This window comes from Winogradskyella aurantia (genome assembly GCF_002266855.1).
Classification (GTDB): Bacteria; Bacteroidota; Bacteroidia; order Flavobacteriales; family Flavobacteriaceae; genus Winogradskyella; species Winogradskyella aurantia.
In genome coordinates this window covers 24,930-50,707 of sequence record NZ_NGJN01000001.1, presented here as the reverse complement: position 1 = coordinate 50,707, position 25,778 = coordinate 24,930, and the positions used below count along the sequence as shown (strand labels likewise).

The following is a 25,778-nucleotide window of genomic DNA, read 5'->3' as shown; positions in this document are numbered from 1 at the left end:
TATCTTTGCCAAAACTATAGTTTTCAATTTTAATCACATGGGAAAGAATTTTGTTGAAGAGCTTAGATGGAGAGGAATGTTGCACGATAGCATGCCAGGTGTTGAGGACCATTTGTCCGAGGCAATGCGAACAGCTTACGTAGGTTTTGATCCTACGGCAGATTCCTTACACATTGGCAATTTAGTTCCCATAATGCTTTTGGCCCATTATCAGAGATGCGGTCATAAACCTTTGGCCTTGGTGGGTGGTGCTACGGGAATGATAGGCGACCCTTCTGGCAAGTCTAGTGAGCGTAATTTATTAGATGAGAAAACCCTACGTCGTAATCAAGAAGCCATAAAAAAGCAATTAGCCCATTTTTTAGATTTTGAAAGCGACTCGAATAATGCAGCCGTATTAGTCAATAACTATGACTGGATGAAGGACTTTACCTTTTTGGATTTCATTAGGGATGTGGGAAAGCATATTACAGTTAATTACATGATGGCAAAGGATTCCGTGAAGAATAGAATTTCCGGGGAATCTAACGATGATGGGATGAGTTTTACGGAATTTACCTATCAGTTGGTACAGGGGTACGACTTTTTACATCTTTACAAGGAGAACCACTGTACAATTCAAATGGGCGGAAGTGATCAATGGGGTAATATTACTACAGGTACAGAACTAATAAGACGTATTGGACAAGGGAAGGGTTACGCCATTACTTGTCCGTTGATAACCAAATCAGACGGCTCCAAATTCGGGAAATCTGAAGGGGGCAATGTTTGGTTAGATTCCAAGAGAACATCACCTTACAAGTTCTATCAGTATTGGCTCAATTCTAGTGATGAGGATGCTGAAAAATATATTAAAATATTTACATTCTTAACGCAGCAAGATATTGAAGACTTGATTTCCGAACATCAGAAAGCACCTCACTTAAGGCTTTTACAAAAACGTTTGGCAGAAGAAATTACCATAATGGTCCATTCTCAGGAAGATTTTGAAAATGCCGAAAAAGCATCTCAAATATTGTTTAGTAAATCGTTTAAGGAAGATATAAAAACCTTGGATGAAGAGACGTTTTTGGATGTGTTTGAAGGGGTTCCGCAAGCGGAGATATCACATGAAGACTTTGGTCAAGGTTTAGATATGATAGGAGCTTTGGCTGCCAAAACTAATTTCCTGAAATCTAACGGTGAAGCAAGACGAGCGCTAAAAGAAAATGCTGTAGCCGTTAACAAGGAAAAGGTGACCGAGGATTATGTCTTATCTTCTAGCGATGTTATTAATAACAGGTACATCATCCTCAATAAGGGAAAGAAAACAACCTATATTATTAAGCTTATATAGAAAAGTGCCCGAAATTTTTTCGGGCACCCTCTTACTAACCAACTAACTAATGAAAATCTTTCTTTCTCTTAGAGTTAGTCGTAAAAGCGTTGGAAAACTTACAGTGCCATCAAATTGCATCCTCTAATATCTGAATGGTCAAAGCGACCAATAACCTCAAATGTTCCGTCGTTATATACTTTACCTAAATCTTGTGTTGCTATAAAGGCACATGAATTTATATTCGCCAAATCAATAATGTTTAATCCACCCGTTTTATTGATGCTTTGTATAGACAAGGCGTCCTCGGTGTCACGTGTTAAAACGCTCATCCATGGGGGACATTCAAAAACACCATTGCCCTTAGAATAAGCCTGACTCAAAAGTTCCGTCATGCCATATTCACTTTGTATATGATTTACTCCAAACCCCTTGTTTAAAATCTCATGGAGTTCTGTTCTTATAATTTCTTTTCTTCGGCCTTTCATGCCGCCCGTTTCCATTACGATAGTATGTTTACATTGAAAATTATAGGTTTCTACTAATTCCAGTAAGGCAAAGGAGACCCCTATAAGAAGTGTCTTTTGGTTTTTAGCTTCTAGGGCTTGAATCTGTTCGGCTAGTTCTTTGTGATTGTCGAGATAAAAGCCACTTTCAGGGTGTTTGGAATGTTTAATAAAGTCATTAACCATATAGATTAAGGATGAGCCCTTGCGTTCTAGATAGGACGGGAGAAGCGCAAGTACGACATAATCTTCAATATCGCCGTAAAAATGCTTAAAACCCCTTCTAAAACTTTTTTCATAGAGCGTCAAATCCGTGATAAAGTGTTTGCTTGTTAAGGTGCCGGTTGTCCCAGAACTTGTAAATGTTTTTTCAATAGTATTTCGGTTACTTATGACCTCATGGGTTTTGAAGAATTCTATTGGTAAAAAGGGGATGTCACTGATGGTGTTTATATCGGAAGGATGCTTGTATAATAAATCGCAAAATGAACGATATACTGAATTGTTTTCAAATTGATACTTGAAAACGTCTAAGGCTGCGTCCTTAAACGCTGATTTACTAGAAATGCCAAATATGTCTTGTGCTGTCGTCACAATGCAAAAATAGGCAAAATAAGAAGCGCTCCTAGATACCTAATAGCGCTTTCTTATATAGTATAAAAGGTATTACTTAATAATTAATTTTTTAGTGGTTGTAGCATTGTTTTGCTCTAATCGTACAATGTAAATTCCAGATTTAAGATTAGATACATCTAGACTAGTATTAGGTTGGATGGCGGCTTTCTTAACTTGCTTTCCTAAAACATTAAAAACACTAATCCTCATGGCATTAGCATTTGATGAAGATATAGTAACTCTACCTGTATTTGTTGGGTTTGGATATATTTTAACACCGTTATTTACATCAAAAGTTGGTGTAGATAAACTCACTAACAAATACTGTAAGGCATCGTTTGCCATGAGTTGGGGCTCATGGCCTACATTGGGCACTAATTCATTCTCCCAATTAAAAAGAACATTTAAGTTAGCCGCTGTTGTTTCGCTAGTTGAATAAAAATATTGACCACGTTCTAGGCGAAATAGGCCTTGCTGATTATCAACTATCGTGTTGTGTCTTAATCCTGGCGAATTAGGATCTGTATCGTCCTCACCTAGGTGAACAATTAGTTTTTTTGAAAAAGCTGAAATTAATGTATTATTTGGGAGTTGACCTAAATTTAAACCATAAGGAAAATTAACTCCAAATTCTGGGACTGTATACCATCCGGCATTTGAACAAACGGCAGTATCTAAATTACTGTTAGGCATGTACATCACAAACCGATGCAAAAATTGAGCTCCTCCAGAGTGGCCCCATGCACTGTACTTTTGTTGCTGTCCGGAAATATCTGCTTTTATATGATTAAACAAAGGATCAAGGATAGAAAATGTCCATTCGTTTTGATTATTAAAAGTTTCTATACTAGGATTATCGCCATCATCAAAAATATTTGCCATCAAATAATTATCTCCAAGTCCAGGATAGTTGGTAGAGGAGAATTCAGGTGCAAAAATCATAAAACCATTGGCATTGGCCATACCTACCCAATAATCTCTGTAGTTAGCGCCATCTCTGGTAGCCCCATGGAATGAAAACAAAATAGGCATATTAGAAATGTCACCATTAGGAATGTGGTAAAATACCTCAATAGGGGGTCTGTTTAAAGGGGCTTGAGGCGTAAAAATAAATGAGCCTGTCGAGTTTTCTATTAGATTTTGGCCATAAGCATTGGTTAGGCAAAAAATTATTGCTAACAGAAAAACCCATTTTTTTGCCATTATAGCGCTATTTGAAATAAAATCTCAAACTGATTTATAGTTTCACCGATTGAAGGATTTATAATGCTGTAGGAGGTTTGTAGTTTTAAACTATTACCATAAAAATATTTCGTAAAGCCCAATGTGGTTGCGTTAAAATCATTTAAAACGGACATACTATTCTCAAATTCAGGGGTAGAGGCATTAAAACTAAGGTCAAAACTGTACCCGTTCTTGGTAACATAACCTACCTGAAAATTGTAGCTATCACCGAGAGCAAGGAATTCACTTATTTGTCCAGGAGCTAAAATTTGAGTTGCGCTCTCATCAAGATATACTTCATCTATACCCGTAGCAGAAGCGTTAGCATATTCTGCCAGAAGGGAAAAGCCCTTGTATTTTGCCAGTAAATCGACATAAAACTGTCTGTAATCTGGTAGATTGTCGTTGCCATTGGCATCAAACAAGAAAAAATCACCATGACCTTCTCCTGTCGGCCCACTAGCGCCATAATTCTGACTGCCAGCAACGCCTACCACAAATTTCAATGTATCTTCTCTTTCTAAATCTACACTTGTTAATTCGTTCCCAGCTTTAAAATAACCCAATGGGTAAATATCTAAACGTCCACCAAGTTTTAAACCTCCAATATCTGAATCTCTAGAATCGTCACCGAAGCTATTACGACCATCTCCCGAAGTAAGAGCAGCCATGGGAGCAATGCCAACACCAGCAAATTCAAAATTAGATTCAACAAATACACCAAATTCACGACCGGTTTCAGAAAGGGTCTGGCTCAAAAAACTTCTGTTAGCGAATTGTAGCCTATCCTCACGGTATAGCATTTCACGATTATTAACAAAGGTTTGTTTCTGACCGAAGCTGATTTTAACTTGCTCAATGGGCTCATAGGCCAACCAGGCATCCATAAGAGGATTAGACAGGCTAAAATCCAACTGCACAAAAAAGGAAACTTTTTCTTTTATGGCATTCCCATCAAACTGTAGGAAGGTTCGCTTAGATCGAAATTGATTGACATCTTCAAATCCTTTTGTGCTTTCATTTAGAAACCCAGGTTGAATAAAACCCGTTACTCCAAAATGGTAATCACCGTCATTAAAGGAAAAATCCAAGCCACTACCTAATTTATAGTTTGCTTGATTCTTTGCTGCTTCGGGTTCGGCATCCGGGTCTTGCTCTTCATATTCTTGCTGAGCATTTGCGAATGTAGTTAAGCCAAAACAACATAGTAATAATAATAAATGGTTGGTCTTTATGTGCTGTAATCGTTTCATATCGATTTAGTTTATTGCTCTTAGTTAAGTAATCTATAAATAGGTAAAGTATCTCCTTTTTTGGTTTTAATAACACCAAAACTAACCAAGCTGTTTGGAGCTTCTGGTTCAAGGATTTCTGGTACTATATTGGCCCTTCTTTGGTTCATATATACTAAAGCAGTCCCTTTTGGAAAGCTTAGTTGCTGTTTCTTTAAATCTACACTTACAGTTTGAAGTTTCATTTTTTCGTATCGAATGGGTTTTGCACTATAATTATCAATGACATAGGTTTCTACATCATAGGTTTTTTCGTTTTCTAGATACTCAATGTCAACACCAAGTATGGTCAGTTTATTGATGATATCTGTTTGATTGGCCTCTACAATGTAAGCTTTAGGTCGTTTTCTTGTTAGGGTTGAGGTCGCTTTTTCCGCATCCCTTATGGTCAGATTGATATCTATATATTCATTGCTGTTTACATCTATAAATGAAACATTATCTTGGTAGATGCCCCTTTTATATTCTACAACAACATCGTTTTGTTGCCTCTTAGCTTGTTCAATTTCATCTTTAACCAAAGCAATATTTTCAGTGGCTGTTCTTAGAAAGGAAAGTGCAATTGAAAATCCTGAATGTATTCGTCTTTTAAAAGATGTTTTTCCTAGACCAACGCCTCTAATTTCTATAAGGGCAGAGATGGTATTTGTTAAGGCCGTGTTTGTTGCAAAGGACCTCGAACTAATCGAGCCTTGGTTGATATGTATTTCGCCGTCAACTTTAGTTGTTGAGATATAAGGGTGATGTGTATAGCCAAAAACGTCTAAAGGTTTTCGAGCATTTTCAATAAATAAGCGCTCTGTAAGTACTCTTAAATTCTCAGGGATATTAAGATTACTACTGCGTAAAAACATAACATCATACATGTTGGTAATTCCAAAGTCCCCCATTCTGGCAAAATCTCTTCTATAAGGTCTGTATTCATGAAAATCTACAGATACGTCTGGATTAAAGTCAGAATATGCTTGTTTAATCGCAATACTTTCAGGTGCCATAAGTTTGGTTTGGTCTCTGTTTAGATCCAATCCGTTCGCCGCGTATCTATCATTTTTTAAATAGCCATCTATGTTGGCCATGGGCACAATGGCCAGATCTAAATGTTCCATTAAATTTTCATGGGAGTTGTCATTTAATAAACGGTCAATTAAATACAGCATAGTCTCGGTACTGGCCGGTTCATTGCCATGCACACCACCTTGCATCCAAACTTTAATCTTATCCTTACTGTTTGGGACGTTTATTTTAATTATTGGTATATCTTTCCCCTTTTGGCTTTTGCCTATAAAAGAAATCTCAACTTTATCAGAATGGCTGGATTTAACAGTATTTAAAAACGCCATTAACTCTTTGTAGTTTGTAAACCCTCTCTTTTTTTGTAGCGCTGGTGTGGTGTTTAAGATGGCTTCGCTATCAGGAAAAAACTTCTCTGTTATTTTTTTAGATTGAGGACTAAACTGAGCATAAGCTGTTATACTCAACACGGTACATATTAAAATAATTACGTTCTTCATTTTAAAAGGCTACGGTTAAGATTAGTCTAAATAATTGTTCACCACCTGGCAGAGTATTTCCATTATTGTCAAATATTCCAAACTCTCCTGCGTTTATCCAAGTATAAGAGGCTTGGATTTTTGCACCATAACTTCTCGATAGATACTTACTTACTCCAATGGTGTAATAATCTGGTCTATTAAAAAACGTGGCATTGTTAAGAAAGGAATTGGTGTCTGAGTTGATATGCGTATACCTAGCATCAATTGAGAATCCATTTTTAAATAGATATCCTGCTTGAATATTATAGGCTTCACCAAGCATTAATTGTCTTTTGACATATTCTTGCGGTGTGTAATCTCTAAAATCATCCGAGGTTGGATTAACACGACCTCTAAATCTATCGGTGAGAACATCAATATCATCACCATAAATATCATTCCTTAAATTGATATCGTCTGCAATATCTGTTACAAAGCTCTTATGGTACTCGCCTAATACCGAAAACCCTTTGTATTTAAACAAAAAGTCAATACCAAACTTTGCATAATCAGGTAAACGCTCTTCGCCATCGTCTAATGCACCATTTCCGTTCAAGTCATTTAAATAATAGATTCTACCACTATTTCTTCCCCTCCTACTAGTTATACCGTCATTATAATTTCCGGTAACACCAACCACGAGTTTAGGCGTTAATTCTCTTACAACATCAGCTTGTCTAAATTGCCCAAAATTGGTAAATAAGCCAAAGGGTAAAAAATCCAAACGTGCGCCGTATTTTAGTCCGCCTAGGTCGTTGGAAAATACATTGGCACCGTCTCCGTTTGTGATGGTTAAATAGGGTTTAAGATAGGTACCACCTCCTGTTCTAAAGGTTCCCTTTGCAAATAGCCCAAATTCCCTAATGCTTGCGAATGCAGATGTTAATCTACTGCGTTCAGGAAGTTGAAGTGAATTGGAATTCATAAATAATTCACGGTTATCGGTATATGTAGCGCGCTGACCGAATATGAGCTCTACACGTCTTGTTATTTTATAAGATATATAAGCGTCTAGTAAGAGATTTCTTGCATCGGTAACGTCCCCTTCACGTTGTGCTTCATCCTGGCCTGCCAAATCCAATTGTAACCTGTAACCAAATCTCTCATTCGCCGATCTACCCGAAAATCTTAAACGCAGTCGCCTCATTCTAAATCTTGTAGCGTTCGGTATGTCTGAGTCTTCATAAATCTCGGTATCCATAGATGGTTGGATGTACCCCTGTATCCTGAAAGTGCTACCGTTGGCATTAGTAAAATTATAGCCTTCGCCAAATGTATATGAGCTCAGCTTCGTGTTTTGAGCAAATTGGTCTGAGAAGCTCAAAATGGCCAATACGCTAAGAATTATTTTAAAAATATTCATGTTCATATTTTTGTGCCTATTGTTCAAAATTTCCCTTTACTTTAATAATTTGATTTTTCATCATGTGCTTCCCTTTTGCAAAAACATCTATGAGTTCTAGGTCTTTGTTGAAACAGCACAAATCTGCATCATACCCTACTTCGAGCTTTCCCTTATGTTTTAGTCCAAGGTTTTTGGCAGGATTCGTTGTGATAAGTTTAAAAGCTTCACTAATTGGTATACCACCATCCTTTACCAATGCTATAGTTTCTTCAAGATTGGTGTGTATTGGTGCTTTACGGACACCAATCGCCTCACCTGCTTCATTAAATTTTGTAAGCCCTGCATGTCCATCAGTACTAAAAGTCATTAGATCTATGCTCACACCTTCGTCTAAGGCATATAAGACGGATTTATAAGGGTCCGTATATTTTGAGGCACCTGTGGTAATATCAATCATCCCACCAAGTTTTGCAAAGGCAATAGCCTGATCAAATAATTCTTTTGTGCGGCCCACATGCGTGGGAGAAATGTGTTCTATAGGAAAATGAAATTTTTCAACCAATTCAAAGAGCACATCCATTTTACTAGGTAAACTACCTAAATGGATATGCAAAACCCCTTTTTTATTACCAATCATACCGCCAACTCTGATATCTCTCAATTTACGTACAAGGTCGGTTGCAGAGGGATAGGATGATCTTATGTCGCTTATAGCTATTTTACATCCAAGGACTTTATCAATAAATATCATGTCGCCTTGAATGCTATCCGTTATGGTTACTGTGTCCATCCCATAATAGCCACTGAACATATAAGCCGATATGCCTTCTTGGTCGAGTCCTTTTACTTTAGCATAGAGGCTTCTGATGTTTCTTGCTGTGCCATCGGTTCCCAATAGGCTACAAATCGTCGTGGTCCCACATGAGATAAGGTCACTCAGGCTTACTTCTGGGGTCATCGATGCAAAACCATCTTTACCACCAGCTCCAATAACATGGATGTGCTGGTCAATAAGCCCCGGCGTTGTTATTTTACCTTGGGCGTCAAAAACTTCAGCATCGTTTTCAAAGCGCGAAAGATCATCCTCAATCGCTACTATTTGTTGTCCTGCAATAAGAATATCTTTTTGGCCCTTGTGTTCCGGACTATATAACTCTGTATGTTTTATAAGTTTAATCATACTATATAAAATGAGAGATTAGCATAAATACAAGGGCTATGGATAAAGGGATTAAATTTCGTTTTACAATGGCTATGGTAGAGACCTGCGCAATTTCAGCAGTTGCAATGATTACACCGGCAACTGGGGAAACGGTTCTTCCCATCGATGCTGATAGCTGCATTGGTAAAATAATATCTGTGGTTTCCGCTCCCAATGACTTGGAAATTTTAGGCACTAAAGGACCAAACGCAAAAAAAGAGGCGTTACCACTACCCATGAGCATGGAGGCCAAGAAAATCATGAGCGTCATAACGACACCGATGCCAATAGCACCAAGGCCCATATTTTGAGTTAAATCCAGTAAACCTGATATAAATCCAAGACTTATAAGGCCTTTAGCAAAAATATCTGCTGTTATGATTAAAGTGACAACCGTTTTAAAAATATTGCCCATGCCATTCCAAAATGTATTGAGGGAATCAAGAACGGATTTAATGCTCTTTGTTCTAACCAATTCAAATATCATAGCAATAAATAGACTTATAAACATTGCCGTTGTTGTGTCTAATGAAATTGGCGAACTAAAAAGGCTGAAGATTTCGGAGAAAACAATAAGCAGTATTATCGGTAATACAGGAATTAACGCATAAATCAAAGGTGCGTTTGGTTTTTTAGTGTCGTCATGATCCTCAATAAATTCTAAATCTTCTTTTTTGTCATAATAACGGTTTACTATATAATAGGTAACCATCATTGCAACACTTAACGGCCAAACCAATGGGATTTGATAGTTCAAAAAGAATACAATGGTATCTATTCCAGAAATCTCAGTGGCACTTGCCGTTATTGCAGAGGCTGGTCCCATACCAAAGGCCGTAGTAGCAGTTATAACAGAAACGGCAGAAAGTCTACTCACGCCTAAATTAACTAAGATTGGGAACAGAGAAGCCATTAATAAAAGGCTCAGGCCTGCCGCTGAAGGAATGGCTGTAAATAGAACTTGACCAATAGGTATAACCATGGAAGCCGCGAGGTAAGGCTGTTTTTTAAAGAGCTTAAGAGGTTTCATAGCAACATACACTAAAGTGTCTGAGGCGCCTATTTTTTTAATATAGGCTACGAATCCGCCAATGGCCATAATCATTAAACCAACACCAGCATTAGTTTTGCTAAATGATTCTTTGATATATCTAAATAAATCAAAACCAGAAAATCCTGTGGCATCTTTTAATTCTGGCATATTGAAATTTAAAACCTGTGAAATAACGAGCATAATTAAACCGGAAACCAATAATACAGCGTGAGGGTTATACTTACGCAACAATAAGGTTGCTGTAATTACAACAAAAACTAAAGATAATATTGGACCGAAATAACTCATAGCTATTCTAACTCTAGAAATTGGTACCGTCTAACTTGGTTCCAGGAGAAAATAGAGCACCGTTTGCTTCATCTATGCCTGCGTGTTGTACAAAATCACCAGTAAGGTCGGGATTCCTGGTGTAAGATTCATTAGGATTATTAGAGAGTGGTTCTATATCAAAAGTTAATACTACATTTCCAGAGGGGTCTGCAATGGTCATAAAATCACCAGCATTACTCATATTCAATAGTCCTTCAGATGCAGTTTGTACCAAGGCACCACCGAAATTACCTGTTGGTGTTCCTCCTCCAAATACGACTAACACACCATTTACCGGCAAAATTGTTCCTGCTGGAAACGTATGTCTCAATTGGTCTGCGTCTGAAATCGTATAGCCACTTAAATCTAGCTCTGGCCCTGAATTGAAAAATTCGATAAACTCATCTTCATTAGGCTCTCTAGTTCCATCACCATTAGCATCTCCTGCTAGGTCTGCTGCAGGGTCGTAATTAACCTCATTAATCAAAAAGCCTAAAAATGGACATCCATTGTTTTCAACATCACCTACTACATCCGGACAATCATCATTAGCATCTAAAACACCATCACCATCAGAATCGGAATCATCGTCTAAGACTTCAATCGTTACGGTAGAATCTGATAAAACTAAAAATTCGTTGACATTGCCAAGACCTACAATTAAGGTTTCAATACCCTCTATTTCCATATCTTGAAGTCCAGTTATGGTAATATTACCGGAAGTTGATCCAGCAGCTATAGCAATTTCAGTCGCGCTAACACTGTAGTCAGAATTCGCTGTTGCCGTACCTGTTAAAACTATGGGAATACTCACAGCACTAGAGGATTCAGAATTTAAAGTGGCTGTTACGATAAGTGTACCATTATCTTCACTTAAGCTTGTGCTATCAGATGTTAAGGAGAGTGCAGGTTTAATATCGTCTGTAGTACATGAACCAACCAAAAGTACTAATAAGATAAGGCGGAACATGGTTTTGAGATGTGCTTTAGATAACATTGAATTATAGTATTAAAATCATATGATGATATCAAATGTATTATTTAAACCTTGAGCTGATTGATACCAATTAAAAAAATTATAAGGTACCAATTGAGCTGTTCTGAGTGAGTTGGGTGTAACTAAAAAAAGCGCCTGTTTAAGGCGCTTTTTGTAAATTTCTGAAAAATATGATAAACAAGTTAATCGATAATCAATTTAGTAGTTGAGGTTTTACTACCAATTGTAATCTTCAACAAATACATACCAGTTTTTAGACCTGTAACATCTAAACTGTTGGAAGTTATGACCGTTGAGATAACACTTCTTCCCATGATATCATATAACTCAATCATTTTATCACCTGCAATTTGTGATTGAATGTTAACTCTGCCAGAATTAACAGGGTTAGGATAGATGGATAACTCATTCGCAGCAAACTCATCTGTTGATAAGGATGATACAAATGGGTAAACACAAGGCGTATCAAAAGTTGTCCAAGTCGCTGGAGGATTTCCAGAGTCAAAATCTGTACAATCTACGCCGCCATAAGTCCAGCCTGCTGGCCAAACAGATCCTAATGGGTCTTTGTAAGCCCATGAATCTGTGTACTCCCAAGATTCGCCAGAACCATCGACATTGGGGTCACCGAAAGTTTCAACAATAGCACCATTTTTATATAGCTCAATGGCATCATCACCGTTTTGACTGATAGATGTATTTGCAACTAAAAGGTGATCGAATAAATTATAACCTGCAGTGGTTAGAAAATTCTCCATAGCGGTTAAGCTTCTCGCCACCAAAATATGGTCCCCGTTTGATACAGAAATGGCATCAAACGTATATTCTTGTCCGTCGGAACCTCCTCCGTTATTTGCAACACCAATACCGTATTCACTCAAATCTGCAATATCTGCAGTAGCAATAACGTGAACGGCTTTTCCTTCAGCACCACCTTCTAAGACAGTAAAGTCAATTATACCTTGAAGTTCAAGGTCCACACTACCCGTAGGCTCGCAAACCGGACTTGTTATATCTCTTGTCAAAGTACATAGACCGCCATCTCCTGTATTATCAATGGTTATGGTAACATCAGTGCCCTCAGTTATACCAGTAACCGTAATTGTACCATCAGCTACTGAAGTTGGATCATCACCACCTACAACACCAGATGTAGATGACACCACAAAAGTTTCACCAGTACCGGCACCAGAATACGCTAAAGTGGCTGTATAAGTATCACTTGTTGCACCTGGAGTGGTTGTGTCACAGGTGGCATCACTAGCACCTAAATTTGTTTCACAAGTTGCTATACAGCTGTCGTTGGCAGCGCCAGGCGTTCCTAAATCACCATCACCATAAGGTGAAGACGAAAAACACCAATTTGCTCCGTCGTTATTGTCTGCACTAGCAATAGTTAGTGTGGGGTCTAAAATAAGACTGGTTCCTGGGCCTTCATCTGGAAACCCATTCCCTGAACCATAATTAACTCTATCGATTTCAACTGCCGTAGGCGACACCAATACAATTTCATCATCGCCATTACCCAAGGTAAAGGAACCATCACCGTAGCTAAAGTCCAAATTTACACCACCATTTGTGGGGTCATTTGGACCTCTTCCTAAAACGAAATAACTATTAGCTGGTACCAATAAGGTGCCAGAGAACGTGAAGGAATTGGTGCCATCATCTCGTATGGTCCACCCATCTAAGTCAATTGAGCTACTAGTAGTATTGTAAATTTCAAACCATTCGCCTACAGTATCACTAACGGCGCTTGGATCATTCATGTACTCGGTTATAACCAAGTCTCCAGGGTTTTGCGAAAACCCTATAAATGAGCATAATAAAAATAAAAGGTAAAGTTTTTTCATAAGAATTGTAATTTAGTTATACCTCAAAGTTAATTTTTATAAAACAAAATTAGAGATACCAATATTAAATTATTATTAATACCAATGTGTTTTATAAAATCCCCTTCATAGTTTGAATTTTTTTCTTGAGAACAGACGGTCTCACAGCGGCATATCCAAATATTAACCCATAGGTTTTTGGCGCGTCTATATAACATTTGCTTAAGGCATGAGCGGTTATATTTTTAGATTCAAGCTCAGCCAAAACGGTCTTTTCCAATTGTATTGAATCAGGCTCATTAAAGGTAGCAACGAGATGAAAACTAGAACAGTGCTTTTTTTCTATTGTCATTTTTTTGCTAATCTTTTCAAATTCCCTACAAAATAGTTCATAGCGCTCGTTGGCCATGTCTATACATGTTTTAATATGCTGATACAGGTAGTTTTTTTCAATAAACTGATTCATAACTACTTGTATGGAAGGCGATACAAATCTATGAGAATGCTCCTGCAAGGCTTGAACCGTTTTGATAAGGTATCTTGGTACAATCATATAGCCTAGTCTTATAGAGGGATGCAAAAGCCTGTTAAAGGTACCCATGTAAATGGTTCGATCTTCTTGATCTAAACTGTAAATACTTGGTATGGCTTGATCGTGATTTGCTATTTCGTGTTCGTAATCATTCTCAATTATAATAGTATTATGTTCGGACGCCCAATTTAAGAGTTCTTGTCTTCTATTCACGCTCATCTTGACGCCCAGAGGATAATGATTTGACGGTGTTACATGAATAATTTTGGGTTTGGACTTTTGCCGGTCTAATTGTGATAATTTAATTCCCTCATCATCAATGGATAATGGAATCAGTTTGGCCTGTGAGCTTTTAAAAACGCTATGGACATTAGGAAAAATTGGATTTTCCAAAATAACCTCATCGCCTTTGTCAATTAGTGTGGTCGCGATTAAGTATAGGGACTGTAAAGACCCAGAAACAACGACGATTTGTTCAAAATCGCACCTTATATTTCTACTTATGTTCAGGTAGTCAGCAATACTTTTTTTTAGTTCTTCTAGTCCAGTGGCTGAAGAATATGATAAATTGGAAGATTTAATATGGCGCCAATAGTTGTTTAATAAATTTTTCCAACGATTTACTGGAAACACATCAATTGGAGGTACTCCAGGTCTAAAAGCCAAATTAGTACTTGAAATTTTATTGACTAGAGTAATATTCTCAGTAAATGCAATGCCCTTTTCCGAAATATTTGGATAGTTTTTTTTGCTAGGTGATGTATGTTTTCTCTTTCTTGGGGTAAACTCGCTTGACAAATTGTAGCTTACCCTAAAGCCAGAACCAATTTTAGAGCTTATAAGCTTTTCTAGCTGCAGTAACTCGTAAGATTTATTAACGGTAGTACGGGAAATATTTAATGCCTTTGATAGAACGCGTGTTGATGGCAGTAACCAGTTTGCAGGTAACTCATGCGATGTGATGGTGTTTTTTATAGCTCTGTATAAAACGATATATTTCGCATCCGTATCTGAATTTTGCTGAGTGGTGTATGCCAATCTTATTTTATCTAGGGAAAATTTATAATTGGTATTCACTTTTTTTAGATATTGGACTTATAAATATATTAAAAACTAAACGTATTTTACTCCATCTCGAAAAATGATTTTATGTATAGGTCTCTTTTTGTTCTTTTCACTCTAACCGTATTGAATTGTACGAATGATTATGTTCCTAATGCGAATACACCAGAGTTACCAAATAACAGTCTAACAGGGACTGGGTTTTTTGAATATTCGGATTACGAGCCATTTTCAAATAAGGTGATGAACATCTATTATCATGTGCCTCCAAACTCAAGTGCAACGACCCCTATGCTTTTTGTTTTTCATGGGGCGGGTCGCAATGCTAAGGATTATAGGAATGCCATGTTGGAAAAAGCCAATACGTTTGGTTTTATTATTATAGCACCAGAGTTCTCTATTACTAATTTTCCTGGCGGGGACGCCTATAACTTAGGGAATGTTTTTGTAGATGGGGATAATCCATCTCCAGCCACACTGAACCCTGAGGAAGATTGGACATTCTCTGTAATTGACCCTTTGTTCGATTTTATAAAGACCAATCTTGAAAATACTACTGAAAAATATCATGTATTCGGTCATTCTGCTGGTGGTCAATTTGCACATCGCTTTGTGATGTTTAAACCCAATGCACGTATTGAAAAGGTCGTTGCTTCAGCTTCCGGATGGTATACTGTGCCAACTGAAGACGTGAGTTTTCCTTATGGATTTAACAATTCCCCATTAGAGAACCTGTCCCTAAACGAGCTGTATGATAAAAATCTAACGGTATTAATAGGTGATTTAGATAATGACCCTAATGCTCCAGGCTTAAGACATAATGTATTTGCTGATGCTCAAGGTATCAATAGATTTGCGAGAGCACAGTATTTTTATAACCTGGCATTTGAGCAAGCACAAGATGGAAACTTGGATTTTAACTGGGTTTTGGAAATAAATAATGGTGCGGACCACAATTATGTGGAGGCTTCACTAAAAGCTGCTGACTTAATATTTAATGATTGATTTATGAAGTTAACTAAACAATCCATAGGGCTGGTTTTGGGTCCAATACTATTTTTGATAGTTCTTTTCTTTTTTCACCCAGAAGGATTGTCAAAAACGGCCAATGCCATTTTAGCTTCCACCGTCTGGGTCGCTGTTTGGTGGATTACCGAAGCCATGCCAATTGCAGTCACTGCATTTTTACCTATAGTATTATTTCCATTAACAGGTGGATTGAGTTTGTCAGAAACAACAGCGTCATACGGGCATAAGTATATATTTCTTTTTATTGGTGGTTTTATATTGGCAATTGCCATTGAAAAATGCAGACTGCACAAACGAATTGCACTGAGCATCATCAAAATTGTAGGAACCAATATTACGCACATCATATTGGGCTTTATGGTGGCAACGGCCTTTTTATCGATGTGGATATCCAACACGGCAACTGCCGTAATGATATTGCCTGTAGGTACAGCTATTGTTCTTCAATTAATTGACGATCCGCGGACAAAGGAAAATGAGAATCTCGTTTTTGGTAAAGCCCTTATGCTCTCTATTGCTTATAGTGCTTCCATTGGAGGTATGGCTACCTTAATCGGGACACCCCCAAATTTGGTTTTGGCAGGAGTTGTCAATGAATCTTATGGTATTGAAATTACATTTTCGCAATGGTTTGTTTTTGGCTTCCCTATTAGTGTTTTGTTTTTGGTTTTGAGTTGGTTGTATCTTACTCGCATCGCTTTTAAGTTTCCCAATAATGAATTTGCAGGTGGAAAGGAAGAGATTAATAAGCAATTGAAAGCTCTAGGCAAAATGTCTTTTGAGGAAAAATTGGTGACCATGGTTTTTGTGTTAACAGCTCTTGCTTGGATAACCCGTTCTTTTCTGCTAAAGGAGTTTATACCTGCTATTGATGATACCATTATTGCAATCTCGAGCGCAATAGTTTTGTTTTTATTGCCTGATAATTCAAAGAAACAAAAATTGTTAAACTGGAGTGATGCTGTAAAGCTACCTTGGGGCATATTGATTCTTTTTGGTGGCGGTATGGCATTAGCCAGCGGATTTGAGACAAGCGGACTAGCGAAATGGCTTGGAAGTCAAATGACGGCCTTTGATTCTATTCCGTTAATCTTATTGCTTTTAATTTTAATTGCATCCGTGAACTTTCTTACGGAAATCACGTCCAACTTAGCAACAACGGCTATGCTGTTGCCTGTTCTTGTGTCGTTGGCAACAGCAATTGATGTCCATCCTTACTTTTTGTTGGTAGGCGCTACCGTTGCAGCGTCATGTGCCTTTATGTTGCCTGTTGCCACACCTCCAAATGCGGTGGTTTTTGGCTCGGGATATCTCAAGATTGAGGATATGGTAAAAAAAGGGTTTTGGCTCAATATAGCTTCAATAGCCTTATTAACGTTGATTGTGTACTTTCTTCTGCCATTTTTTTGGGATTTATCACCCTTAAATTCTTGAAAACCGAATTAAACGTAACCCTAGTGTTAGAAAATCGTTACCAATTTATCTAAATTATTAACTCATTGATTTAAACTTTATATTTACATTATTATAAAACTAGCTTAAGCGTGAAGAAAAAGGATATTAAAATACTTTTGGTTGATGATGAACCAGATATTTTGGAGATTGTAGGTTACAATTTGTCTACCGAGGGTTATCAGGTTATTACAGGAGAAAACGGAATAGAGGCTGTGGAGAAAGCGAAGAAGCACAAACCACATTTAATTATTCTAGATGTTATGATGCCGGAAATGGACGGTATTGAAGCTTGTGAGCGGATAAGGGAGCAGCCTGATTTAAGTGATACCATCATTGCTTTTTTAACGGCTAGAGGAGAGGATTATTCTCAAGTTGCCGGTTTTGAAGCAGGTGCTGACGATTACATTGCCAAGCCCATTAAACCAAAAGTACTGATTAGTAAGGTTAAGGCCTTGCTAAGGCGATTAAAGGATGGTGAAAGTTCATCTGATGCCATCGTTAAAATTGGAAATTTGGTTATTTACAAGGAGGAATATAAGATAACGAATAAGGGAGAGGAAATAACCTTACCAAGAAAAGAGTTTGAATTACTATCTTTGCTAGCAACCAAGCCTGGAAAAGTGTTTAAGCGTGAAGAAATTCTAGATAAAGTATGGGGAAATGAAGTGGTTGTTGGTGGAAGAACCATTGATGTGCATATTAGAAAACTTCGTGAGAAAATTGGAGACAAATCCTTTAAAACCGTCAAAGGTGTTGGTTACAAGTTTGTAGACTAATGCAGAACACTGGCCTTAAGAAATCGTATAAATTTGCGATACGCACTTCTTTATACGTTACATTGTTTACAACACTCTTAGTGAGTGTTTTTTTATGGTATTTCCATACCTTTAACTGGCAGGTAATTTTCTTTCCAATTATTTGTTATATCCTTTGCTTTCTCATAGTCCAATATAGGGTAGAACGCTTTATTTACAGACGTGTTAAGAAAATATATGATGACTTAACGCTACTGGAATCTACGCGGATAAGGCAATATCCCATAACTACGGATATGGGTACGCTTACTAGAGAAATCGATAAATACGCACGTGATAAAAAGCTGGAAATTGAGACCCTAAAGGTAAGGGAGGAATATAGAAAGGAGTTTATGGGTAATGTCTCCCATGAGCTTAAAACGCCATTGTTTACCGTCCAGGGCTATATTTTAACCCTACTAGATGGTGCCGTCGAGGACCCCAAATTGCGAAAAAAATATTTGAATCGTGCTTCTAAGGGTGTTGAACGTCTAATTTATATTATTAAGGATTTAGACATGATCACCAAATTGGAAGTTGGAGATTTAAGATTGAATAAAGAACGTTTTGATATCGTTGATTTGGTAAAAGGTGTTTTCGATTTGTTTGAGATGAAAGCAGCCAAAAAGAAGATTACCTTAACATTCGATATGGATTATGATCAGCCTATTATGGTCTATGCGGATAAAGAACGCATACAACAGGTACTTACTAATCTCATCGTTAATTCTATAAAATACGGAAGGGAAAAGGGAACCACAGAGGTAAGCATTGAAAATTTGATCAAAAACAAAGCTATTATAAGGGTTACCGATAATGGAGAGGGTATTGATGAAAAAGATTTGCCAAGACTTTTTGAGCGTTTTTACCGAGTCGATAAAAGTGGGTCACGTAAAGAGGGAGGGTCCGGCTTAGGCCTTTCTATTGTAAAGCATATCATTGAGGCGCATGAAGAAAAGATATATGTAGAAAGTGAATTAGGTGTGGGCAGTGAGTTCTCCTTTACCTTGGAAAAGGTCGAACAGCCTGCTGAAGTCTGATTGAAATCGTATATGCCCTAAGCCTTTAAAATCATTAATAAGCGAGAGGTGATCAATTGAAAATCGCTCCTGTTTACAACTTGGAACGAGGTTAGCGCTCATCAGTTTCTCAGATAAATACTCCTGTTCAAATTGTCCTGGTGTTGGTATAAAAAAGGCTTTCTTTTGTAGCTTAGCTAAGTCCATAATAGTAGTATAACCAGAACGACTCAAGACCACGGCGCTCGCATTTATGATACGCTCTAAATCAGCGCTTTTTAAGAAATTATGGATAGTGATATGACCTTTATAATTTATTACTTCCTCAGATTCAATTTTACCTCTAACAAAGCAAACGGTTCCGTTGAATTTATCGAATTCAATCAATAGCTTTTCCTCAAGGATAGTTCGCTGAGGTTCGGGGCCTGAGAGCAGAATTAATACATCATAGCGCAGTGCCACGTCTTTTCTCACAAAGCGACTTAGTGGCCCTATATATTTCGGTTTAATTTTAAAATTATCTACGTGCCCAAGTCTGCCACTTAAATTTGGCTGACCTTTAATATCTGGAACCCAACATTCATCAAATTTTGAAATAATACGTTGATGCAATTTTGAACTTAGCCACGTCGTACTTCCGCTCATTACTCTTAATTGATGCGTTATAAACACAGAAGGTACACTGTGGTGTCGTACGCCAAATCGATTATCTGATATTATTCCTACAAGTTGTTCTGACCTTGTTATAGTCGCAACCAGTTCCTTCTCTTTTTTGATGGTTGACAAAATGTGCGGTGCATCCTTAAGAAATTTCAGTTTGAAGTGGTTAGCCTTTTTAGGGTAGGTTATATTATAAGAAGGTAGTTCTATGGCCTTCAACAGAGGAAATTCCTTTTTTAATAAATCAAGTGCAATCCCGTCACTTGCTAGTATGGGTTCAAAGCCTTGGCTTAAAAGTTCATTGACAATAGGAATACAGCGCGTAGCATGTCCTAACCCCCAATTTAAGGGTGCTACTAAGATGCGTTTTTGGGTGTTTTGACGTGTTACGATGTTTTAAAGGTACAGATAGATTCAAAAACAAATATAAACCTAAAATGTTTCCTTAATTTTACGGCAGTATTAATAATGTATCGCTATCGTGGGAAGTAAGAACAAGCTCAAAAGGTTTAAGGAAAATGAAACCTTTAAAAATGTATTTCAACCGTCTAGGGAAGAGCTCACGCACGGTGAGTTTAGGCTTAAAGGAAAATGGCGTGAATCCTATTTTAAAAATGATAACCCTCTTGTTTTGGAATTGGGTTGTGGAAAAGGCGAATATACCGTTGGCTTGTCTAAGCGCTATCCTAACAAGAATTTTATTGGTATTGATATTAAAGGGGCGCGTTTTTGGAGAGGCGCCAAAACCTCTCTCGAAGAAAATATTACCAATTCTGCCTTCTTAAGGATGCAAATAGAACTTATTGAGTTTGCTTTTGAAAAAAATGAGGTCGATGAAATATGGATAACCTTTCCAGACCCACAGATAAAATATAAGCGCACTAAGCATAGATTGACCAATTCAGAATTTTTAGATCGCTACAAGAAAGTCTTAAAACCTGAGGGAATAATGCACCTTAAAACGGATAGTGAATTTATGCATGGTTATACCCTTGGACTGTTACATGGATTGAATTATGAAGTACTCTATGCCAACCATAATGTCTATAAATTAGAAGGCAGTCCAGAAGAAGTTACAAATATTCAGACCTTCTATGAGCAGCAGTATTTAGACCAAGACAAACCAATTACGTATATTAGATTTAAAATCAATTAGAGTTTGAATATTACCGTTGTTTTCTTTCTGGGCTTATTTGTTGCTCTTATAGGTGTTATCCCTCCCGGATTATTAAATATGACAGCGGCTCGAATTAGTCTAAAGGAAGGACCTGGTAGAGGTATAACCTTTTCTTCTGGGGTTTGCCTGGTTGTATTTATCCAAACCTACATTGCGGCCATTTTTGCCAGATATCTATCTAATAGACCAGATATAGTTGAAATTCTTCAGCGTGTAGCCTTTGTGATTTTTGTACTGATTACCATTTATTTTTTAGTGATTGCCAGAAATCAAAAGGAGACTAAAATAGAAACCGATGTACGTAGTAAACAAAGTCGTTTTTTTCATGGTATAATTTTATCTGCCTTAAACGTCTTTCCAATTCCTTATCAAGCTTATATGACCATAACCTTGGCGTCTGTTGGCTGGATGAATTTTGAGCGTTTAAGCATAATTACCTATGTAACCGGAGCATCAATGGGGACATTTGTGATGCTATATGTTTATATCTTTTTTTTTGATAAGATAAAAGACCGAAAATTCACGTCCCAAAAAAGCATGAACTACATCATAGGTTTTATTACGGGAATAGTCGCTCTTATGACCTTCATTAGTATTATGAACGAGCTCTGATGAAAGCAGAAACCTTGAGTTTTTTTGAACGCGTGTATGACGTGGTTAGACAGATACCTTATGGTAGAGTTACTAATTATGGAGCTATTGCTAAATATTTAGGAGCGGCCAAAAGTGCAAGATTGGTAGGCTACGCTATGAACGCTTCACACACAAAAGATGTGCCCGCGCATCGTGTTGTTAATAGAAATGGTCTATTAACAGGGAAACACCATTTTGAAGGCACCAATCTAATGCAACAACTTTTAGAGAATGAAGGGGTTGTCGTAGAGGATAATCAAATCCTAAATTTAGACGAGGTCTATTGGGATCCGACGAAAGAGCTTTAGTTTAAATCGATACGATTTAAAAGCTATTTGCTTTACAAATTCGGCTATTGTCCATTTCAATTTTCTTAACTAATAATCTAAACTTTTCACACTATCTTTGTATTTAGAATAAATGTAAATAAGAGAGTGAAACTAAAAAAACAAGACATATTAGAAGCACTTAAAGCTATTACGGTCCCTGGAGAAGGTGAAAATATGGTTGATAGTGGTGCTGTAACTAATGTAATGACTTTCGCAGATGAGGTGATTGTAGATATCACTATAAAAAACCCAAGTCTTCAAGCTCGGAAAAAGACAGAGGTCGAGATATTACAAACCATCCATAGAGAGGTCTATGAAAAGGCTAAAATTAAGGTTAATATTAAGGTAGATGCACCTGCAACCAAGCCAAAAAATGAAATTAAGGGCAAACCCATTCCTGGTATTCAAAATATTATTGCAGTTGCCTCTGGTAAAGGTGGTGTTGGAAAATCTACGGTAACTGCCAACTTAGCCGTGAGTTTAGCTAAGATGGGATTTAAAGTAGGTATTTTGGATGCGGATATATATGGGCCATCCATACCAATCATGTTCGACGTTGCCGATGAGCGACCATTATCGGTGAATGTTGATGGGAAGTCTAAAATGAAACCTGTAGAGAATTATGGGGTTAAAATCCTATCTATAGGCTTTTTTACAAAGCCAGACCAAGCAGTGATTTGGAGAGGGCCTATGGCTTCTAAAGCCTTAAATCAGATGATTTTTGATGCTGCATGGGGCGATTTGGATTTTCTTTTGATTGATTTACCGCCAGGTACTGGTGATATCCATTTAAGTATCATGCAGGCTCTGCCAATAACAGGTGCGGTAGTGGTTAGTACGCCACAGAACATTGCCTTGGCAGATGCAAAAAAAGGGGTAGCTATGTTCCAGCAGGATAATATTAATGTTCCTGTTTTAGGTATTATTGAAAATATGGCCTATTTCACACCTGCGGAATTACCTGATAATAAATATTATATCTTTGGGCAGGAAGGTGCAAAGCACCTTGCCGAAGACCTAAACGTGCCTCTTTTAGGTGAAGTGCCTTTAGTGCAAAGTATAAGGGAAGCTGGAGACGTAGGACGACCAGCAGCGTTACAAACGGCAACGCCAATTGAGGAGGCCTATGAAAGTATTACCCGAGAGGTAGTTCAGCAAGTGGTGTACCGAAATGAGGCTTTACCTGCAACGGAGGCCATAAAAATTACAACAATGGCAGGATGCTCTGCTGTAAAGAAAAAGTAAGATGAGTTCAGAAGAATTAAGACTCAATGTAGAAAAAGCCTTAGATGAAATTCGCCCATTTCTTCAAAGTGATGGTGGCGATATATCACTATTGTCTATAGAAGACGGTAAATTGGTTAAGGTACAACTCGAAGGGACATGTACCTCTTGTAGCGTTAATCAAATGACCCTTAAGTCTGGTGTTGAAATGACCATTAAGAAATACGCTCCACAAATAGAACGTGTTATAAATATTGAATAGGAACTGTGACAAATGTCACAGTTTTTAAAGTAACACATAAGTAGATTTGTTTTCAATTAAAATTTAATGATTACAACAGATATAATAATTATTGGCGCCGGCCCTACTGGCCTTTTTGCAGTGTTTGAAGCTGGATTATTAAAATTAAAATGCCATTTAATAGATGCCCTACCGCAACCGGGTGGGCAGTGTTCTGAAATTTATCCTAAAAAACCTATATACGATATTCCAGCTTATCCAGAGATACTAGCTGGTGATCTTACAGATAAGTTATTGGAACAATGTAAACAGTTTCAACCGGGGTTTACTTTAGGCGAACGTGCTGAAACTGTTGAAAAACTAGAAGATGGTAGTTTTATTGTAACCACAAATAAGGGAACTAAACACAAGGCACCTGTAGTAGCCATTGCAGGGGGCTTAGGGAGTTTTGAGCCCCGAAAACCTTTAATTGATAATATCGTGGATTATGAGGATAAGGGTGTGGAATACATGATTAAGGAGCCAGAAATGTACCGCGATAAAGCAGTGGTTATTGCAGGTGGTGGAGACTCTGCCTTAGATTGGAGTATCTTCTTGGCTGATGTGGCTAAAAGCGTTACTCTGGTGCACAGGAGAAATGAATTTAGAGGCCACTTAGATTCTGTTGAAAAAGTCCAAGAGCTTAAGAATGAAGGTAAAATAAATTTAATTACCCCTGCCGAGATTACAGCTGTCAACGGAAATGGAAAGCTTGAAAGCGTAGAAATTACCAAAAAGGATGAAGCACCAATGACTTTGGAAACAGATCATTTCGTTCCGCTTTTTGGACTTTCCCCTAAACTCGGGCCTATAGCAAATTGGGGTCTAGAAATAGAAAAGAATGCCATTAAGGTCAATAACGCTTTAGATTATCAGACCAATATTCCAGGGATTTTTGCTATCGGTGATGTCAATACATACCCAGGTAAACTCAAGTTAATCCTTTGTGGTTTCCATGAAGCCACTCTGATGTGCCAAGCGGCTTATCAAATCATTAATCCAGGCAAGCGCTATGTCTTAAAATACACTACAGTAAGTGGAGTGGATGGTTTTGATGGTACTAGAAAAGAAGCCCCAAAGGCAGTTGTAAAAGCCATTGAGTAGTGGATGACCTAGATGTAAACATCACTATAATTGATAGGGACGGCGTCAAGCATAACGTTAATGCTCCGACGGACATGGCCATGAACCTTATGGAAGTGATAAGGTCTTATGAGCTTGCCCCCGAAGGAACCATTGGTATTTGCGGCGGTATGGCCATGTGCGCATCTTGTCAGTGCTATATTTTGACCGATACTGAACTGCCAGAAATGCAAGATGATGAAGAGGCCATGTTGTCAGAAGCATTTTATGTGAAAGACAACAGCAGATTAAGTTGCCAAATTCCGATTACTCCTGAAATAGATGGTTTAGAGGTTGAAATAGCCCCTGAGAGCTAATTAAGGTTCTGTGCTGTATGCTACTAATGGCCTTGGACCTTCCAATAAAAACCTATCGATCTTAAGTGTGCCATCTTCCGTGGTAACTATTTGCCATTTAATAAGTGAAATAGCCCCGTTTTCAATTTCAAGACCAGTAATACTCCTTGGGTGCACACAACTGCCATCATTAAAGAAAGGAATGTCGCCGGGTTCGGGAAAACGTGGTCTGTGCGTGTGCCCCGTGATAGTGAGCATATTATTATTCTCAGTAATCCACCTTTTAGTTCTACGTTCCACCTTTATGAGTTCCTTGTAGTTTTTTGCTGGACTAGTAGGGTCGGCAATACCCATAACATTTAAGGGTTTCCAAAGGATGCGAACCAAAAAACGGCTCCATTTCCAAAAGGTATAATTCCACCAGTCGGCTTGGTGGCCATGACACAAGAATAATTCTTGCTTGGTATGAGAATGTCTCAACACGATAGCTTCATGATATTTTATATCGCAAAACAAATCCTCGTCTTTTCCTGTTTTAGGATCAAAATAGCTGTTTAGATGGTTGTCGACATAGCTCTCATTTCTATAGACCATATCATGATTGCCCCACAACATATGTAGTCGCCCTTCATCGTGGAATTGCTTCATTAGCATATAAACATTCTTGTGAGAAAAAAAAATAGATTCAAAAGATAAGTTTTCCCATAATTCATCACCATCGCCCAGCTCAAAATAATCAAAACCTTCCTTGTAATAGTGCTTTAAGGCATGAAAGTAGATATTGCGGTTATTCGCAAAATCATCTGCGAAGCTATTGTCACCACGATGGCAATCACTGAAGAGAATCAACTTTGAATCCTCATTGAAATCTAATCGTTTGGCATTTTTGTATGCCCGGTCTAAGCGTTTTCGTGTCGAGAACATAGTTTATGTAATGCCATAGG

General features: G+C 37.8%; 24 protein-coding genes. 12 read left to right on the top strand and 12 right to left on the bottom strand.

Translation table 11 applies throughout. The features are described from left to right. Positions 1-37 precede the first annotated feature (37 nt). The gene (gene tyrS / locus CA834_RS00240; RefSeq protein ID WP_094966656.1) at positions 38-1,336 is read left to right on the top strand and encodes a tyrosine--tRNA ligase; all 1,299 of its coding nucleotides are present in this window, start codon (positions 38-40) and stop codon (positions 1,334-1,336) included. 98 nt (positions 1,337-1,434) lie between these two features. On the opposite strand, the gene CA834_RS00235 is transcribed toward tyrS, so the two are convergent. The 10 genes from CA834_RS00235 to pdxR form a co-directional block, all read right to left on the bottom strand. Continuing rightward, positions 1,435-2,415 carry a LuxE/PaaK family acyltransferase gene (locus tag CA834_RS00235; protein WP_094966655.1) on the bottom strand — a complete coding sequence of 327 codons (981 nt, stop codon included), beginning with the start codon at positions 2,413-2,415 and terminating at the stop codon, positions 1,435-1,437. A gap of 72 nt (positions 2,416-2,487) precedes the next feature. Further along, entirely contained in the window at positions 2,488-3,639 is a 1,152-nt protein-coding gene (locus CA834_RS00230) for a T9SS type A sorting domain-containing protein (protein WP_094966654.1), read from the bottom strand. Further along, on the bottom strand, positions 3,639-4,913 hold the full coding sequence (locus CA834_RS00225; RefSeq protein WP_094966653.1) for a hypothetical protein: 1,275 nt from the start codon (positions 4,911-4,913) through the stop codon (positions 3,639-3,641). The genes CA834_RS00230 and CA834_RS00225 overlap by 1 nt, the downstream gene beginning before the upstream one ends. Before the next feature lie 20 nt (positions 4,914-4,933). After that, complete coding sequence (locus CA834_RS00220) at positions 4,934-6,463, bottom strand: M14 family metallopeptidase (protein WP_094966652.1); 1,530 nt, start codon at positions 6,461-6,463, stop codon at positions 4,934-4,936. A 1-nt stretch (position 6,464) separates the two neighbouring features. After that, positions 6,465-7,847: a porin gene (locus CA834_RS00215; protein WP_094967219.1), complete on the bottom strand. Its 1,383-nt coding sequence runs from the start codon at positions 7,845-7,847 to the stop codon at positions 6,465-6,467. A gap of 16 nt (positions 7,848-7,863) precedes the next feature. After that, positions 7,864-9,009: a beta-aspartyl-peptidase gene (gene iadA, locus CA834_RS00210; protein WP_094966651.1), complete on the bottom strand. Its 1,146-nt coding sequence runs from the start codon at positions 9,007-9,009 to the stop codon at positions 7,864-7,866. 1 nt (position 9,010) lies between these two features. Beyond that, positions 9,011-10,372 (bottom strand): C4-dicarboxylate transporter DcuC, encoded by a 1,362-nt coding sequence (gene dcuC, locus CA834_RS00205; protein WP_094966650.1) that lies wholly within the window; start codon positions 10,370-10,372, stop codon positions 9,011-9,013. A gap of 13 nt (positions 10,373-10,385) precedes the next feature. Then, complete coding sequence (locus tag CA834_RS00200; protein WP_094966649.1) at positions 10,386-11,390, bottom strand: lamin tail domain-containing protein; 1,005 nt, start codon at positions 11,388-11,390, stop codon at positions 10,386-10,388. A gap of 182 nt (positions 11,391-11,572) precedes the next feature. Further along, positions 11,573-13,243 (bottom strand): lamin tail domain-containing protein, encoded by a 1,671-nt coding sequence (locus CA834_RS00195; protein ID WP_094966648.1) that lies wholly within the window; start codon positions 13,241-13,243, stop codon positions 11,573-11,575. Between the two features lie 91 nt (positions 13,244-13,334). Next, positions 13,335-14,792 (bottom strand): MocR-like pyridoxine biosynthesis transcription factor PdxR, encoded by a 1,458-nt coding sequence (gene pdxR, locus CA834_RS00190; protein WP_165764728.1) that lies wholly within the window; start codon positions 14,790-14,792, stop codon positions 13,335-13,337. 111 nt (positions 14,793-14,903) lie between these two features. Between pdxR and CA834_RS00185 the strand changes: the two genes are divergently transcribed. The 4 genes from CA834_RS00185 to CA834_RS00170 all read left to right on the top strand — a co-directional run bounded on the left by CA834_RS00185 (position 14,904) and on the right by CA834_RS00170 (position 19,134). Further along, a complete protein-coding gene (locus tag CA834_RS00185; RefSeq protein WP_094966646.1) occupies positions 14,904-15,821 on the top strand; it encodes a hypothetical protein in 918 nt (305 codons plus the stop codon). Between the two features lie 3 nt (positions 15,822-15,824). Continuing rightward, entirely contained in the window at positions 15,825-17,279 is a 1,455-nt protein-coding gene (locus tag CA834_RS00180) for an SLC13 family permease (protein WP_094966645.1), read from the top strand. Positions 17,280-17,389: 110 nt separating this feature from the next. Then, positions 17,390-18,076 (top strand): response regulator transcription factor, encoded by a 687-nt coding sequence (locus CA834_RS00175; protein WP_094966644.1) that lies wholly within the window; start codon positions 17,390-17,392, stop codon positions 18,074-18,076. Continuing rightward, positions 18,076-19,134 (top strand): sensor histidine kinase, encoded by a 1,059-nt coding sequence (locus tag CA834_RS00170; protein WP_094966643.1) that lies wholly within the window; start codon positions 18,076-18,078, stop codon positions 19,132-19,134. Before CA834_RS00175 ends, CA834_RS00170 begins: the two co-directional genes overlap by 1 nt. Here the strand turns inward: CA834_RS00170 and CA834_RS00165 are convergent. Next, on the bottom strand, positions 19,072-19,992 hold the full coding sequence (locus CA834_RS00165) for a glycosyltransferase (RefSeq protein ID WP_240507377.1): 921 nt from the start codon (positions 19,990-19,992) through the stop codon (positions 19,072-19,074). The genes CA834_RS00170 and CA834_RS00165 overlap by 63 nt on opposite strands. A gap of 262 nt (positions 19,993-20,254) precedes the next feature. Between CA834_RS00165 and trmB the strand changes: the two genes are divergently transcribed. The 7 genes from trmB to CA834_RS00130 all read left to right on the top strand — a co-directional run bounded on the left by trmB (position 20,255) and on the right by CA834_RS00130 (position 24,855). Beyond that, the gene (gene trmB, locus CA834_RS00160; RefSeq protein ID WP_094966641.1) at positions 20,255-20,929 is read left to right on the top strand and encodes a tRNA (guanosine(46)-N7)-methyltransferase TrmB; all 675 of its coding nucleotides are present in this window, start codon (positions 20,255-20,257) and stop codon (positions 20,927-20,929) included. 3 nt (positions 20,930-20,932) lie between these two features. Beyond that, positions 20,933-21,562, top strand: a complete 630-nt coding sequence (locus CA834_RS00155) for a lysine transporter LysE (protein WP_094966640.1) — start codon at positions 20,933-20,935, stop codon at positions 21,560-21,562. After that, positions 21,562-21,891 (top strand): MGMT family protein, encoded by a 330-nt coding sequence (locus CA834_RS00150; RefSeq protein WP_094966639.1) that lies wholly within the window; start codon positions 21,562-21,564, stop codon positions 21,889-21,891. Before CA834_RS00155 ends, CA834_RS00150 begins: the two co-directional genes overlap by 1 nt. A 126-nt stretch (positions 21,892-22,017) precedes the next feature. After that, positions 22,018-23,157 carry an Mrp/NBP35 family ATP-binding protein gene (locus tag CA834_RS00145; protein WP_094966638.1) on the top strand — a complete coding sequence of 380 codons (1,140 nt, stop codon included), beginning with the start codon at positions 22,018-22,020 and terminating at the stop codon, positions 23,155-23,157. Position 23,158: 1 nt separating this feature from the next. After that, positions 23,159-23,398 carry a NifU family protein gene (locus CA834_RS00140; RefSeq protein ID WP_094966637.1) on the top strand — a complete coding sequence of 80 codons (240 nt, stop codon included), beginning with the start codon at positions 23,159-23,161 and terminating at the stop codon, positions 23,396-23,398. A gap of 66 nt (positions 23,399-23,464) precedes the next feature. Beyond that, positions 23,465-24,520 carry an NAD(P)/FAD-dependent oxidoreductase gene (locus CA834_RS00135; protein WP_094966636.1) on the top strand — a complete coding sequence of 352 codons (1,056 nt, stop codon included), beginning with the start codon at positions 23,465-23,467 and terminating at the stop codon, positions 24,518-24,520. Further along, positions 24,520-24,855: a 2Fe-2S iron-sulfur cluster-binding protein gene (locus tag CA834_RS00130; protein ID WP_094966635.1), complete on the top strand. Its 336-nt coding sequence runs from the start codon at positions 24,520-24,522 to the stop codon at positions 24,853-24,855. Before CA834_RS00135 ends, CA834_RS00130 begins: the two co-directional genes overlap by 1 nt. Here CA834_RS00130 and CA834_RS00125 read toward each other — a convergent pair whose 3' ends face one another. Beyond that, the gene (locus CA834_RS00125) at positions 24,856-25,758 is read right to left on the bottom strand and encodes a metallophosphoesterase family protein (protein WP_094966634.1); all 903 of its coding nucleotides are present in this window, start codon (positions 25,756-25,758) and stop codon (positions 24,856-24,858) included. It abuts the gene before it with no gap. Between the last annotated feature and the right edge of the window lie 20 nt (positions 25,759-25,778).

Coding starts and splice junctions, on each gene's coding strand:
- CA834_RS00220 (WP_094966652.1), bottom strand. CDS start 6,463: ATGAAGAACGTAATTATTTTAATATGTACCGTGTTGAGTATAACAGCT.
- iadA (WP_094966651.1), bottom strand. CDS start 9,009: ATGATTAAACTTATAAAACATACAGAGTTATATAGTCCGGAACACAAG.
- CA834_RS00230 (WP_094966654.1), bottom strand. CDS start 3,639: ATGGCAAAAAAATGGGTTTTTCTGTTAGCAATAATTTTTTGCCTAACC.
- tyrS (WP_094966656.1), top strand. CDS start 38: ATGGGAAAGAATTTTGTTGAAGAGCTTAGATGGAGAGGAATGTTGCAC.
- CA834_RS00180 (WP_094966645.1), top strand. CDS start 15,825: ATGAAGTTAACTAAACAATCCATAGGGCTGGTTTTGGGTCCAATACTA.
- CA834_RS00170 (WP_094966643.1), top strand. CDS start 18,076: ATGCAGAACACTGGCCTTAAGAAATCGTATAAATTTGCGATACGCACT.
- CA834_RS00195 (WP_094966648.1), bottom strand. CDS start 13,243: ATGAAAAAACTTTACCTTTTATTTTTATTATGCTCATTTATAGGGTTT.
- dcuC (WP_094966650.1), bottom strand. CDS start 10,372: ATGAGTTATTTCGGTCCAATATTATCTTTAGTTTTTGTTGTAATTACA.
- CA834_RS00135 (WP_094966636.1), top strand. CDS start 23,465: ATGATTACAACAGATATAATAATTATTGGCGCCGGCCCTACTGGCCTT.
- CA834_RS00215 (WP_094967219.1), bottom strand. CDS start 7,847: ATGAATATTTTTAAAATAATTCTTAGCGTATTGGCCATTTTGAGCTTC.
- CA834_RS00200 (WP_094966649.1), bottom strand. CDS start 11,390: ATGTTATCTAAAGCACATCTCAAAACCATGTTCCGCCTTATCTTATTA.
- CA834_RS00225 (WP_094966653.1), bottom strand. CDS start 4,913: ATGAAACGATTACAGCACATAAAGACCAACCATTTATTATTATTACTA.
- CA834_RS00150 (WP_094966639.1), top strand. CDS start 21,562: ATGAAAGCAGAAACCTTGAGTTTTTTTGAACGCGTGTATGACGTGGTT.
- CA834_RS00125 (WP_094966634.1), bottom strand. CDS start 25,758: ATGTTCTCGACACGAAAACGCTTAGACCGGGCATACAAAAATGCCAAA.
- CA834_RS00185 (WP_094966646.1), top strand. CDS start 14,904: ATGTATAGGTCTCTTTTTGTTCTTTTCACTCTAACCGTATTGAATTGT.
- CA834_RS00140 (WP_094966637.1), top strand. CDS start 23,159: ATGAGTTCAGAAGAATTAAGACTCAATGTAGAAAAAGCCTTAGATGAA.